The sequence below is a fragment of the Curtobacterium sp. SGAir0471 genome (genome assembly GCF_005490985.1).
GTDB lineage: Bacteria > Actinomycetota > Actinomycetes > Actinomycetales > Microbacteriaceae > Curtobacterium.
The window spans coordinates 1,433,582-1,446,971 of record NZ_CP027869.1 but is presented as its reverse complement, the minus strand read 5'-3'; the positions used below and the strand labels follow the sequence as shown (position 1 = coordinate 1,446,971).

General features: G+C 72.2%; 13 protein-coding genes. 2 read left to right on the top strand and 11 right to left on the bottom strand.

The features are described from left to right. Window positions 1–2 precede the first annotated feature (2 nt). Window positions 3–485 carry an aminoacyl-tRNA deacylase gene (locus C1N91_RS06615; protein ID WP_137767097.1) on the top strand — a complete coding sequence of 161 codons (483 nt, stop codon included), beginning with the start codon at window positions 3–5 and terminating at the stop codon, window positions 483–485. An 8-nt stretch (window positions 486–493) separates the two neighbouring features. On the opposite strand, the gene C1N91_RS16655 is transcribed toward C1N91_RS06615, so the two are convergent. The 4 genes from C1N91_RS16655 to C1N91_RS06600 all read right to left on the bottom strand — a co-directional run bounded on the left by C1N91_RS16655 (window position 494) and on the right by C1N91_RS06600 (window position 4,062). After that, window positions 494–664, bottom strand: a complete 171-nt coding sequence (locus C1N91_RS16655; protein ID WP_175415934.1) for a hypothetical protein — start codon at window positions 662–664, stop codon at window positions 494–496. After that, window positions 661–1,395 (bottom strand): DsbA family oxidoreductase, encoded by a 735-nt coding sequence (locus C1N91_RS06610; RefSeq protein WP_058729416.1) that lies wholly within the window; start codon window positions 1,393–1,395, stop codon window positions 661–663. Before C1N91_RS06610 ends, C1N91_RS16655 begins: the two co-directional genes overlap by 4 nt. A 117-nt stretch (window positions 1,396–1,512) precedes the next feature. Next, window positions 1,513–2,898: a glycine--tRNA ligase gene (locus C1N91_RS06605; protein WP_058749007.1), complete on the bottom strand. Its 1,386-nt coding sequence runs from the start codon at window positions 2,896–2,898 to the stop codon at window positions 1,513–1,515. A 114-nt stretch (window positions 2,899–3,012) separates the two neighbouring features. Next, entirely contained in the window at window positions 3,013–4,062 is a 1,050-nt protein-coding gene (locus C1N91_RS06600; protein WP_137767096.1) for an aminotransferase class V-fold PLP-dependent enzyme, read from the bottom strand. A gap of 70 nt (window positions 4,063–4,132) precedes the next feature. On the opposite strand from C1N91_RS06600, the gene C1N91_RS06595 reads away from it, so the two are divergent. Beyond that, a complete protein-coding gene (locus C1N91_RS06595; protein WP_137767095.1) occupies window positions 4,133–5,095 on the top strand; it encodes a LysR family transcriptional regulator in 963 nt (320 codons plus the stop codon). Window positions 5,096–5,250: 155 nt separating this feature from the next. On the opposite strand, the gene C1N91_RS06590 is transcribed toward C1N91_RS06595, so the two are convergent. The 7 genes from C1N91_RS06590 to C1N91_RS06560 all read right to left on the bottom strand — a co-directional run bounded on the left by C1N91_RS06590 (window position 5,251) and on the right by C1N91_RS06560 (window position 13,363). Beyond that, on the bottom strand, window positions 5,251–6,057 hold the full coding sequence (locus C1N91_RS06590) for an isoprenyl transferase (RefSeq protein ID WP_137767094.1): 807 nt from the start codon (window positions 6,055–6,057) through the stop codon (window positions 5,251–5,253). Further along, window positions 6,054–6,887, bottom strand: coding sequence for a DNA repair protein RecO (gene recO, locus C1N91_RS06585; RefSeq protein ID WP_137767093.1), 834 nt, complete (start codon window positions 6,885–6,887; stop codon window positions 6,054–6,056). Before recO ends, C1N91_RS06590 begins: the two co-directional genes overlap by 4 nt. A gap of 304 nt (window positions 6,888–7,191) precedes the next feature. Beyond that, window positions 7,192–8,961 carry a 2-isopropylmalate synthase gene (gene leuA / locus C1N91_RS06580; protein WP_137767092.1) on the bottom strand — a complete coding sequence of 590 codons (1,770 nt, stop codon included), beginning with the start codon at window positions 8,959–8,961 and terminating at the stop codon, window positions 7,192–7,194. Between the two features lie 198 nt (window positions 8,962–9,159). Continuing rightward, the gene (locus C1N91_RS06575) at window positions 9,160–10,560 is read right to left on the bottom strand and encodes an ABC transporter permease (RefSeq protein ID WP_254678376.1); all 1,401 of its coding nucleotides are present in this window, start codon (window positions 10,558–10,560) and stop codon (window positions 9,160–9,162) included. Continuing rightward, window positions 10,557–11,309, bottom strand: coding sequence for an ABC transporter ATP-binding protein (locus C1N91_RS06570; RefSeq protein WP_137767091.1), 753 nt, complete (start codon window positions 11,307–11,309; stop codon window positions 10,557–10,559). The genes C1N91_RS06575 and C1N91_RS06570 overlap by 4 nt, the downstream gene beginning before the upstream one ends. 129 nt (window positions 11,310–11,438) lie before the next feature. Further along, window positions 11,439–12,128, bottom strand: a complete 690-nt coding sequence (locus tag C1N91_RS06565; RefSeq protein ID WP_137767090.1) for a response regulator transcription factor — start codon at window positions 12,126–12,128, stop codon at window positions 11,439–11,441. Further along, window positions 12,125–13,363 (bottom strand): sensor histidine kinase, encoded by a 1,239-nt coding sequence (locus C1N91_RS06560; protein ID WP_254678375.1) that lies wholly within the window; start codon window positions 13,361–13,363, stop codon window positions 12,125–12,127. The genes C1N91_RS06565 and C1N91_RS06560 overlap by 4 nt, the downstream gene beginning before the upstream one ends. Between the last annotated feature and the right edge of the window lie 27 nt (window positions 13,364–13,390).

Sequence of the window (13,390 nt, the reverse complement as noted above, 5' to 3'; positions counted from 1 at the left end):
ACATGCCCGACACCGCGATCGCCCGCTTCGACGCCGACGCCGCCGCCCGGGGCCTGACCGTGGACGTCGTCGAGCGTCCCGCGGCCGACTCCCTCGAGGACGCCGCGGCCCTGCTCGGCATCGAGCCCGGCGACATCGTGAAGACGCTCGTCGTGAAGCGCCACGACGGCGGCTTCCTGCTCGCCCTCGTGCCCGGCGGACGCAGCATCGCCTGGAAGAAGCTCCGCACCGTGGTCGGCGTCAACAAGCTCTCGATGCCGGACGCGACCACCGCGCTCGAGGCCTCGGGCTACGAGCGCGGGACGATCACGCCGATCGGCGCGACCGGCGACCTGCCGGTGTTCGCGGACGAGCGCGTGCTCGGACGCCGCATCGCGCTCGGTGCCGGCCGCCACGGTGCGAGCGCCTTCGTCGACGGCGACGCGCTCATCGCGGCCTACGACGCAACCGTCGCCGACATCACCGACGAGGAACCCGTCCGCTAGCGGTCGGCTCAGTCCGGGACCTCGGTCCAGTCCCCCTCCGCGCCGGGCACGAAGCAGCTGTCCCCCTCGCAGACCGGTGCCCCACCGGGCGTGACGAGCGTCAGGAGGGCGGGTCGCGCCTCCCGTCCGTCGGCCTGGAGGCTCGGCTGGACCGGTCCGGTCGTCGTCGCGCCCGTCACCGGGTCACCTCCGCGTCCGCGGCCGCGTCGTCCGCAGCGCGCTGCTGCTGGGCCGCGAGCTCCTCGGGCGTCGTGTCGCGCAGCGCCACCACCTGGCGGAGGACCTGCTCGAACGCTGCCGGGTCCTGCGCGCCGGAGACGCCGTACTTGCCGTCGATGACGAAGAACGGCACGCCGTTGATGCCGAAGGCCTGTGCCTGGGCCTGGTCCGCACGCACGGCAGCGAGCTGGGCGTCGTCCCGCAGGGTGGCCAGGACCTCGTCGCGGTCGAGTCCGATCGACGCGCCGAGGTCGGCGAGCGACTCGTCCTGCCCGACGTGCTCGCCGCGCTCGAAGTAGGCGGTGAACAGCCGCTCCACCATCTCGAGCTGCTTGCCGTGCTGCTTGGCCAGGTGGATCACCTGGTGCGCCTTGACGGTGTTCGTGTGCCGCAGGGCGTCGTAGTCGTAGTGCAGCCCGACGGACTCGGCGATGCCGGCGACCTGGTCGATCATCTGCTGCGCCCGGTCGACGGGGAGCCCCTTGTGCTGCGAGAGGAACTCGGCCTCGGTGCCCTCGAAGTCGACCGGGGTGTCCGGGCTCAGCTCGAACGAGTGGTACTCGACCTCGACCGGCTGGGCCTCGGGCGTCGAGGAGAACGCGGCGACGCCGGCCTCGAACTTCCGCTTGCCGATGTAGCACCAGGGGCACGCGATGTCCGACCAGACATCGACCTTCACAGACTCGTTCACGGCGGGTGCAACGCGGGACGCACGGCGCTATTCCGAGGTCGAACCAGGAAACCGACATCGAACCAGGCGCGGAGCCCGGTTCGATGTCGGTTTCGTGGTTCGACGCGACGCGACGCGCTACGCGCCGAGCAGGCGCTGCGCCAGGTAGCCCTGCAGCTGGTCGAGCGAGACGCGCTCCTGCGACATCGTGTCGCGCTCGCGCACCGTCACGGCCTTGTCGTCGAGCGTGTCGAAGTCGACGGTGATGCAGAACGGGGTGCCGATCTCGTCGTGGCGACGGTAGCGACGGCCGATCGCACCGGCGTCGTCGAAGTCGACGTTCCAGTACTTCCGCAGGTCGTCGGCGAGGCCGCGCGCCACCGGCGAGAGCTGCTCGTTGCGGGACAGCGGGAGCACCGCGGCCTTGACGGGGGCCAGGCGCGGGTCGAGGCGCAGCACCGTGCGCTTGTCGACGCCGCCCTTCGCGTTCGGGGCCTCGTCCTCGTGGTACGCGTCGAGCAGGAACGCCATGAGCGCACGCGTCAGACCGAACGACGGCTCGATGACGTACGGCACGTACTTCTCGTTCGCGGCCTGGTCGAAGAAGCGGAGGTCCTTGCCCGACGACTCGATGTGGTTGTTGAGGTCGAAGTCGGTGCGGTTCGCGACACCCATCAGTTCGCCCCACTCGGACCCGGCGAAGCCGAAGCGGTACTCGATGTCGGCGGTCGCGTCGGAGTAGTGCGCACGCTCGCCGTCCGGCACGTCAAAGCGGCGGAGGTTCTCGGGGTCGATGCCGAGGTCGGTGAAGAACGCCACCGAGTCGGCGATCCACTGCTCGTAGTGGGCGTCGACGTCGGCCGGCGGCACGAAGTACTCGATCTCCATCTGCTCGAACTCGCGCGTGCGGAAGATGAAGTTGCCGGGCGTGATCTCGTTGCGGAACGCCTTGCCGACCTGGCCGATGCCGAACGGGGGCTTCATGCGGCTCGTCGTGACGACCTGGGCGAAGTCGACGAAGATGCCCTGCGCGGTCTCGGGGCGGAGGAAGTTCAGGCCTTCTTCCGACTCGACCGGGCCGAGGTAGGTCTTGAGCATGCCGGAGAACTCGCGCGGTTCGGTCCACTCACCACGGGTGCCGCAGTTCGGGCACGGCACCTCGGCCAGACCGCCCTCGGGCTTCCGGCCCTTCTTCGCCTCGAAGGCCTCTTCCAGGTGGTCGGCGCGGAAGCGGTGGTGGCAGTGCAGGCACTCGACGAGCGGGTCGGTGAACGTGGCCACATGGCCCGAGGCCTCCCACACCTTGCGGGGCAGGATCACGGCGGAGTCGAGGCCGACCATGTCGCCACGACCGCGGACGAACCGCTGCCACCACTGGCGCTTGATGTTCTCCTTCAGCTCGACGCCGAGGGGCCCGTAGTCCCACGCGGAGCGGGATCCGCCGTAGATCTCCCCCGACTGGAACACGAAGCCACGGCCCTTGGCCAGGGCGATGACGCTGTCGAGACGGGAGGACTGTGCCAAGAGGGACTCCATGGGTCGCCGGACTGGGTGCCCGGTGCGGGAACGTACTTGGCAAGCGTACCGGCCTCGCGGCCGTCGGCGGACGGGAGGCGCGGCACCTGGGGACAGGTCGACTCACCCCACGGGACGGAATCCGGGGAGTGCCCCGAGCGCGTCGACGACGCGTGTCACGTCCTCCTCGTCGTTCCAGAGGTGGAACGCCAGCCGGAGCCGACCGGCGCGCCCGCTCGCCGTCACGCCCCGGTCCGCCAGCGCCCGGAGCGCCGAGCCGTCCGAGTCCGGGAACGTCGTGATCGCCTGTCCGGACCGGGGCGTACCGAGCGCGTCGGCGAGCCGGTCCGTGAGACCGGTCGCGTGCCTCCAGGCCGATGCCGCGTCGACGGACGCGAGGTGCCGCAGGGCGGCGACCGCCCCGGGCCAGGCCTGCCAGGCCGGTGAGACGTCGAAGCGGCGGGCGTCGGTGGCGAGCCGCATGGCCGGGCCGTAGCACGAGGACCAGACGTCCTCGCCCGCGTACCAGCCGGCCTGCGCGGGTCGGATGCGCTCGAGCGCGGCGTCGGAGACCGTGGCGAAGGCGACCCCGCGGGGCGCGCACAGCCACTTGTAGGCGTGCGTGACCGTGACGTCGAACGGGGCCGCCGACACCGGCAGGACCCCGGCCGCCTGGGTGAGGTCGCAGAGGGTGAGGGCCCCGACGGCACGGGCAGCGTCGAGGACGGGCTGCGGGTCGGTCACCGCGCCGGTGGCGGACTGCACGGCCGACCAGGCGACGAGGGCGGTACCGGGTCGCACCGCGTCGGCGAGTCGGTCGAGCGGCACGCTGCGGACGGTGATCCCGCGGTGTGCCTGCACCAGGAACGGGAAGACGATCGACGAGAAGTCGCCCTCGGGGACGACGACCTCGGCACCGTCCGGCAGCGAGGCCGCGACGACCGCCACCATCGCCGAGCTCTGCGAGCCGGTGGCGACCCGGCCCGCGTCGACGCCCACGATGCCGGCGAAGAGCGCGCGGCCCTCCTCGACCAGGTCGCCGTAGGTCGCCGGTGAGGTCTCGGCGCGCGACCAGGCGTCGAGGTCCGCCCGCTGCGCGGCCAGCGTTCCGAGGGTGGGGAGCCCGGCGGTGCACGCGGCGAGGTAGCCCGATCCGTCGACGAAGGAGTCCATGCGTCCAGGCTCCGACGCCCGCGACCATCACACCAGGGCAGCTTTCTTCGGGGTCCCATAACATCGCGTTGTGGAGACGATCGAACCGCAGCTGCTCCGGGTCCTGCTCGCCGTGCGTGACGGTGGGTCCATCAGTCGCGCCGCCGCCGTGCTCGGCTACAGCCAGCCCGCCGTCAGTCAGCTGCTCGCCCGCGCGGAGCAGCGCCTCGGGCACGACCTCGTGCTCCGCGGGGGTCGCGGTGCGACGCTGACCGAGTCCGGTCGCGTGCTCGCCGACCACGCCCTGCACGTCGAGGCGGCGCTGACCGCGGCGCGTGAGGACCTCGACGCCGTCGGCGGCCTCGCCCGCGGTCGCGTCCGGCTCGCCGGGTTCCCGAGCGCGTCCTCGACCCTCGTGCCGCCGGTGCTCGCCGCGCTGGCGGCGGACAGCCCCGGGGTGGTGACGTCGTACGTCGAGGCCGAACCGCCCGAGGCCGTCGACCTGCTCCGCCGCGGCGAGGTCGACGTCGCGCTGACGTTCTCGCACGCGCTGCAGGAGGACCCCGCGAGCGATCCGACCCTCACGACGCGCGCCCTCGGGCGGGATCCGCTCGCGCTCGTGACCGCGGCGGACGCGGTTCCACGCGACGGCACGGTGTCACACGACGACGCGGTCTCCCGCGACGCGGTGTCCCGGGACGACACGGTGGCCGACCTCGCCGCGTTCCGCGACGCACGGTGGATCGGCGGGTGTCCGCGGTGTCGCGGGCACCTGCTCGCCTCGTGCGCGGCCTCTGGGTTCACGCCGGAGATCGTGCTCGAGACCGACAACGCCGCGGCGGTCGTCGGGCTCGTCGCGGCCGGCCTCGGCGTCGCGCTGCTGCCCCGGCTCGCGCTCTCGACCACCGTCGTGCCGCCGGGGGTCGCGGTCACGCCGGCCGACGACGCGCTCGCGCGTCGGGTCGAGGTCGTCGTCGCCCGCGGTGCGGACCGGGTACCCAGCGTGCGGGCCGCGCTCGACGCGGTGCGCGGGGTGGCGGGCCTGCTCGCCTGATCGGCGACGGGTCTCCGCCTGCTCGCGTGGTCGGCGACGGGGCTCCGCCTGGTCGGCGTCGGGGCGGGGCTTGCGCGCATGGGGTCCGACGCGATGCGGTCGGCCCACCAGGCGTCGGACGGGAGGCCCGTCGCGGCGCTGCCACGCGCCTCCCGTCAGGCGGTGGGTGCGTCGACCGCACCACCGTAGCGTCGGTCGCGGCGCGCGTACTCCTCGATCGCGCCCCACAGGTCGGTGCGCCGGAAGTCCGGCCACAGCCGGTCCAGGAACACCATCTCGGCGTACGCGGACTGCCACAGCATGAAGTTCGACGTGCGCTGCTCGCCCGAGCTCCGCAGGAACAGGTCCACGTCGGGCAGCTCCGGCACGTACAACCGCTTCGCCAGGGCCTTCTCCGTCACCTGGCTCGGCTTCATCCGACCGGCGGCGACGTCCTCGGCCATGTCCCGGACCGCGTCGACGATCTCGTTCCTGCCGCCGTAGTTGACGCACATCGTCAGCGTGCAGACATCGTTGTCGGCGGTCATCCGCTCCGCCGTCTGCAGCTCGTCGATGACGCTCCGCCAGAGCCGGGGTCGACGGCCCGCCCACCGGACCCGCACACCCCAGGCGTGCAGCTGGTCGCGGCGGCGGTGGATGACCTCGCGGTTGAAGCCCATCAGGAAGCGGACCTCCTCCGGGGAACGCTTCCAGTTCTCGGTCGAGAAGGCGTACGCCGAGACGTGCTTGACGCCGATCTGGATCGCACCGGCGACGACGTCGAGCAGCGAGGCCTCGCCGGCCTTGTGTCCCTCGACCCGGGTCAGGCCGCGCTGGTTCGCCCAGCGGCCGTTGCCGTCCATGACGATCGCCACGTGCTCCGGGACGAACGGCGCGGGGATCGCCGGCGGCCGCTCCCCCGTCCAGTCGACGGGTCGCAGTCCCTCGGACACGGCTTCGGACGCGGAGCGGCGTGGGCTCATGCAGGGGTTCCTTCGTGGTCGGACGGGACGGGGACGGCGGGCGCCGGGGTGGCAGCCACCGCTGCCGGCACCCCACCGGGGGTCGGTGCGACCGGAGCGGGGTGCTCGCTGCGGTCGACGTGGGGCAGTGACCGGAGCGATCGTTCCAGGTGCCACTGGGCGTAGGCCGCCACCACGCCGGAGGCCCGTGACCGCGTTCGTTCGTCGGAGGAGTCGACCGTCGACCAGTCGCCCGCGAGCAGTGCGCCGAGCAGCCCGAGGGTGTCGGTGTCGAGCCGTGGCGTCCCGGGAGGCGCAGCACGATCGGCGACCACCCCGCCGAGCTGCACGACGAACGCGGTGTGCGGTCCTGGTTCCCCCGTCACCGCACAGTCGCCGAATGAGGGCGCCCAGCCCGCGATGCTCATCGCCCGCAGTAGGTACGAGTCGAGCGTCGCACTGACGACGTGCTCCCGACGCGACAGCGACCGGAGGGCACCGACGAGCAGCAGGTACTGCTGGAGTCCGGCGTCCGCCTCGCTCAGCCGGTCGGCCGTCTCGACCATGGCGCTGGCCGCCGTGTAGGCGCCGTAGTCGGTGACGATCTGCGCGCCGTAGGACCCGAGGCTCTCGGCCTGGGTGACGATGTCGAGCGAGCGGCCCTCGTAGAACTGGGCGTCGACGACCATGAAGGGCTCGAGCCGGGAGCCGAACTTCGAAGCCGTGCGCCGGACCCCCTTGGCCACCGCCCGGATCTTGCCGTGCTGCCGACTGAGCATCGTGACGATGCGGTCGGCCTCGCCGAGCTTGTGGGTGCGCAGCACGACGCACTCGTCCCGGTACAGCGGCATGGCTCCAGTATCCCCCGCCCCGCCGACAGCGCCGCGCCGGTGGCCGCGGCGGCGGCTGGCGGCCGGCGTCGGCGTCGGCGTCGGCGTCGCCGGGTCGCACGACAGGCCGCGTGCAGCACGTCGAGGTCGCACGACACGCCGCCGCGAGCGAAGGTGAGCGGCACGTCGTGCGACTTCGGCTGGCGCCGCGGCGCTCCGCGGCGGCAGCACCGATGCGGCGGGCGCACGCACGGGCGGGAGGCGCGGTGCGGGCCGGACCCGCACCGCGCCTCCCGTCCGTGGTGACGACGTGAAGCCCGGCGACCTACGCCGTGACCAGCTCTGGTGTGCCGGTCGCTGCGCCGGCGCGCACCGCGCGGTTCACCGCGGAGACGATCGCCTTGAGCGAAGCGGTCGCGATGTCGGCGTCGATCCCGACGCCCCACAGGCGCGTGCCGTCGACGTCCAGCTCGACGTACGCCGCCGCCTTGGCGTCACCGGAGGCACTCATCGTGTGCTCCGAGTAGTCGTACAGCGTGACCGCGACGCCCTGCTCCCGCATGACCGTGAGGAAGGCGTCGACCGGACCGGTGCCGACCGCGTCGGCGGTGACGGCGCCCTCGTCGACGCGCATCGCGACGCTGAGCTTCGTCGTGCCGTCGAAGTCGCTCGACGTCGCCGTCTTCGTGATCTCGTACCGGCCCCACTTGTCCGACTCGTCGTCGGCGGGCAGGTACTCGTCGCGGAACAGGTCCCAGATGCGCTCGGACGAGAACTCGCCGCCCTCGGTGTCGGTGCGCTGCTGCACGACGCCGGAGAACTCGATCTGCAGCTTGCGGGGCAGGTCGATCGCGTGGTCGGTCTTGAGCAGGTACGCGACGCCGCCCTTGCCCGACTGCGAGTTGACGCGGATCACCGCCTCGTACGAGCGGCCGATGTCCTTCGGGTCGACCGGCAGGTAGGGCACCGCCCAGGCGATGTCGTCGACGGACTTGCCCGCCGCGGCGGCCTTCGCCTTCATCGCCTCGAAGCCCTTGTTGATGGCGTCCTGGTGCGAGCCGCTGAACGCCGTGTAGACGAGGTCACCGGCCCACGGCTGCCGCTCGGGCACCGGCAGCTGGTTGCAGTACTCGACGGTGCGCTTGACCTGGTCGATGTCCGAGAAGTCGACCTCCGGGTCGATGCCCTGCGTGAACAGGTTCATGCCCAGTGCGACGAGGTCGACGTTGCCGGTGCGCTCCCCGTTGCCGAACAGGCACCCCTCGATGCGGTCGGCACCGGCCATGTACCCGAGCTCGGCGGCGGCGACGGCGGTGCCGCGGTCGTTGTGCGGGTGCAGCGACAGGATGACGTCCTCGCGGTGGTCGAGGTTGCGCGACATCCACTCGATGGAGTCGGCGTAGACGTTCGGGGTCGCCATCTCGACCGTCGCGGGCAGGTTGATGATCACCTTGCGGTCGGGCGTGGGCTCGAACACCTCGAGCACCGCGTTGCAGATGCGGGCCGCGACCTCGAGCTCGGTGCCCGTGTAGGACTCCGGAGAGTACTCGTAGAAGACCTGCGTGCCGAGCTGCAGCCGGGCCTCGGCCGCCTTGCACATCCGGGCACCCGCGACGGCGATGTCGACGACGCCCTGGACGTCGGTGCGGAACACGACCTCGCGCTGGACGATCGACGTCGAGTTGTAGAGGTGCACGATGGCCTGCTTCGCCCCGTCGATCGCCTCGTACGTGCGGTCGATCAGGTGCTCGCGTGCCTGGGTCAGCACCTGGATCGTGACGTCGTCCGGGATCGCGCCGTCCTCGATGAGGGACCGCACGAAGTCGAAGTCGGTCTGCGACGCGCTGGGGAACCCGACCTCGATCTCCTTGTAGCCCATCCGGACGAGCAGGTCGAACATGGCGCGCTTGCGCTCGGAGTCCATCGGGTCGATCAGGGCCTGGTTGCCGTCACGGAGGTCGACGGCGCACCACCGCGGCGCGCGGTCGATGCGCTTGGTCGGCCAGGTGCGGTCCGGCAGGTCGACGCGGATCTGCTCGTGGAAGGGGACGTACTTGTGGATCGGCATCCCGGAGGGGCGCTGGGTGTTCTGCATGGTCGTCGCTTTCGTCGTCTCGCCGGCATCGGCGCTGTGGGGGCCACGACGGACTCCGCGACGAGGTGGGCCGTGTGTCAGGCCTCGTCGCGGCAGCGAAGGAGGAGGAGCGCCGAGTACATCGCTGCCACCGTAGCACTGGTACACCAGCGCGGTGCAAGTGGATGACGCCCGGCGCTCCCCGCGACCCGCGCGCGCTCAGTCGACGGCGAGCGCCTCGGTCGGTGACACCCGCATCGCCCGCCGGACCGGTGCGACCGTGGCGACGACCGCGAGCACGAGGGCTCCGACCACCACCACCGCGACGGTCGCCGGCGGCAGCACCGGGGTGACGACGGTCCCGAGCGAGCCGAGCATCGTCTGCCCACCGACCCACCCGTAGATCGTCCCGAGCACGAGCCCGGTGACGACCGCCGCGACCACCATCTGCACGGCCTCGGTGACGATCGTCCGACGGACCTGCGCCCCGGTGAGCCCGAGCACGCGCAGCAGACCGAGCTCGCGACGTCGCTGGAGCACACCGAGTGCCAGGGCGTTCACGACGCCGACCGCGGCGATGACGGCGGAGAACCCGACGATGACGCTCACCACGGCGTTCAGCTGCACGAAGAAGTCCCGTTGCGCCTGCACCGCGTCCGCCGGCAGCGACCCGTCGCCCATGGCGGCCATCTGGGTCTCGACCACGTGCTGCATGATCCCGAGTGCGACCGCGAAGGTGACCAGCAGCGTCACGCCGATGACGAGCCCGATCGTCGCCCTCGACGACCGACCGGGGGCACGCATCGCGTTCCGACCCGCGAGCAGGACGACTGGGTCACGCGAACCGATCCTGCCGATGAGCTGCAGGACCGGCGGCATCACGATCGTCGCGCCGACCGCGACGCCGGCGAAGGAGACGAAGCCGCCGAGCGCCGCGGGCAGCACGGCGGCGGGCGTCGCGGGGCTGAGCACGAGCCCGAGCACCATCAGCAGCGCACCGGAGGTCACGAGCAGGACCGCCCACACCGTGCGTGCCCTGCCCGAGCGGACGTCGGCGCGGCTCGGTTCGACGCTGGAGGAGAGCGCCTGCAGCGGGGTGACCGTCAGCACGCGACGCGACCCCGCAGCGAACGCACCCCAGGTCGCCAGGACGACGGCGACCAGCGGCAGCGCGAGCTCCCACGGGACCAGGTCGTAGGTCGTGTCGGGGAGGAACCCGTCGGTCCGCAGCACCGTGACGAACATCGCGGACAGCCCGGTGCCGACCACGGTCCCGACGGCACCACCGACCGCTCCGACGAGGAGTCCGGTCCGGGTCGTCCTGGCACGCAGCCCCGCCCCCGTCGCGCCGATCAGCCGCTGCAGCGCGATCGTGCGGGTCTGCCCGGCGATGATCGTGGCGCAGGTGTTCGCCGTGACGATCGCACCGACGTACAAGGCGATGGCGAGGAACAGCCAGCCGACGACGGACAGGATCGCCCGCACGGGTGCCAGGTCGTCGAGTCCCGTGGCCCCCATCGCCTGCGTGACGATCCCGGGGGCGATGACGAGGGCGGACCCGAACGTCGTGCCGAGGGCTGCGACGAGGACCGTCGGGGCGAACGTGCGCAGGCCGGTCACGCGGCTGCCTCCATCCCGAGCATGGTCGCCGAGATCTCGGCGGCGCTCATCGCGGGACGGTCGTCGACGATGCGTCCGTCGGCCAGGAAGAGGATCCGGTCGGCGTTCGCGGCGGCGGTCGGGTCGTGCGTGACCATCACGACGCTCTGCCCCCACTCCTGCACCGCGCCGCGGAGGATCGCGAGGACGTCGCGCCCGGTGCGGGAGTCCAGTGCGCCGGTCGGTTCGTCAGCGACCACCACGGCGGGACGCGAGGCGAGCGCGCGGGCGATGGCGACGCGCTGCTGCTGGCCGCCGGAGAGCTGGTGCGGCCGGTGGCTCAGCCGGTCGCCCAGGCCGAGCAGGTCGACGAGCCGGTCGATCCACGCCGATTCGTCGCGGCTCGGCTGCTGCCCACCGAGCAGGAACGGCAGCCGGATGTTCTCGCGCACGTCGAGCGTCGGGACGAGGTTGAACGACTGGAACACGAAGCCCAGTCGTCGCCGTCGCAGCTCGGTGAGCTCGCGGTCCCCGAGGCCGGTGATGTCGACCCCGTCGATGGTGATGCGCCCGGTGCTCACGGAGTCGAGCCCGGCGGCAACGTGCATCAGCGTCGACTTGCCGGAACCCGACGGCCCCATCACCGCGGTGAACTCCCCCGCACCGATGTCGACGCTGACGTCGTCGAGCGCGGTGACGAGTCGGGCCGCGTCCCCGTAGTGCTTGGAGACGTGGTCGAGCCGGATGATCGGGGTCTGGTTGGTGGTCATGCTCCGAGCTTCGCGTCCGGGAGGCCCGCCCCGCGTCCGTCACGCGGCTCCTGTGGATGGTCCGCTCGGCTCGTCCTGCTGTGGAGGGGTCATCCTGTCGGATGACGGTGCGTCCGCCCGGAGGCGGCGTCACTCCGCCTTCGGCACCAGTCCGTGCTCGTGCGCGAACACGACCAGCCGGACGCGGTCGCGCAGGTCGAGCTTCGTGAGCACCCGCGAGATGTGCGTCTTGACCGTCGCCTCGCTGACGTACTCGTGCTGCGCGATCTCGCTGTTGCTCCAGCCGCGCGCCGCGAGGTCGAAGATCTCCCGCTCGCGCGGCGTCAGTTCGGCGAAGGCGGCCGGGACCGCAGCGGCCTGTGCCGCGCCGTCGTCGTAGCGGCGGAGGAGCTCACGGGTGGCCGAGGCGGCGAACACGGCCGTGCCGGCGTGCACGGTGCGGACCGCGGCGAGCAGGAACTCCGGGTCGGCGTCCTTGAGCACGAAGCCGCTCGCACCGGCCCGGATCGCCTTCGCGGCCGCTTCGTCGAAGTCGAAGGTGGTGAGCACGAGGACCTTCGCGGCCTCCGCCCCGCCCTGCTCCACGATCTTCGCGGTCGCGGTGATGCCGTCCATCACGGGCATGCGGACGTCCATGAGCACGACGTCGGCGCCGGTGCGGCGGACGAGCTCGGCTCCTTCGGCCCCGTCTCCGGCCTCACCGACGAACTGCAGGTCGGGCTGGGAGTCGATGAGCATCCTGATGCCCGTGCGGAAGAGCGCCTGGTCGTCGACGAGGGCGACCCGGATCGGGCTGCCGGTCGGCTGGGTCGTGGTCATCTGGTGCGCTCCTGCTCCGTCTGGGTGATGCGGCCTCGAGGGAACTGGCCGCTGGCGGGGACCGCCGGCATGCGGACGGCCACCGTGAAGTCGTCGCCGCGCGGCCCCGCCGTCATCGATCCGCCGGTCATCGCGACGCGCTCGCGCATGCCGACGAGCCCGTGTCCGGTACCGGGGCCGCGCGTGCCGTCGTCGGCCCGTCGGTTGACCACCGTGATCTCCACGGTGTCGGGTCGGTAGGTCAGGGACGCGTGGACCGGCGTGCCGCCTTCGCCGTGCTTCCACGCGTTCGTCAGGCTCTCCTGCACGATGCGGTAGACGGCGAGCTGCGTCGTCGTCGGCAGCCCGGACGGGTCGCCCTCCCGGTCCACGCGGACGTCGAGGCCGACCTCGCGCATCTCGGCCACCAGCACCTCGAGGTCGGCCGCCTCGGGCGTCGGCACCGTCCCCTGCTCGTGCCGCAGGGCGCCGAGGAGTTCGCGGACATCCCCGAGGGCGCTGCGCGCGGTGGTCGAGATGGTGGCGAGCGCCTGGTCGGCGACGGCGGGGTCCGCCTTCGCGGCGTACCGGGCGCCGTCCGCCTGCGCGATCACGACCGCGAGCGAATGGGCGACGATGTCGTGCATGTCGCGAGCGATGCGCACGCGCTCCTGTTCGACGGCGACCGCACGGTCCGCCCTGGCCGCGTCGCGTTCGGCGACGAGCTGGGCCTCGCGGCTCATGCTCGCGGACCGGCGTGCCCGTCGGACCAGTCCGGCGAGCCACGGGAGCAGGAGCAGCAGGAGGACTGCTGCGAAGGCGGCGATGACGACCTGCAGGGTCTCGAGTGCCGGTGTCGAAGCGGTCTGGATGCCGGAGCGCCGCTGGTAGTCCTGCAGCCCGATGTAGCCCGCCGCGACGAACGACCCACCGACGGCCGAGACGAGCCCCGCGATCCGGACGCGACGGCTGCCGTAGGCGCTCGTGGTGAAGAGGACCCCGGCCATGAGCACGTTCGACGGGTCGGGCTGCGTCTGCCAGGTCGCCATCTCGAAGACCGCGACGACCCAGCAGAGGGCGAGCGCCAGACCGGGCGAGAGCCGACGGATCGCCAGGGCTGCGCTCAGCCCGACGACGGTCACCAGCCAGAGGAACGACTGGTCGGCCGAGACGCGCAGGAGCACCAGGAGTCCCCCGAGCAGCACCGCGGCGGTGGCGTCGGTGACGAGCTGCGCGCGCAGCATGGGACGGAACACCACCCCACGCTACGGCCCGGCCGGGCG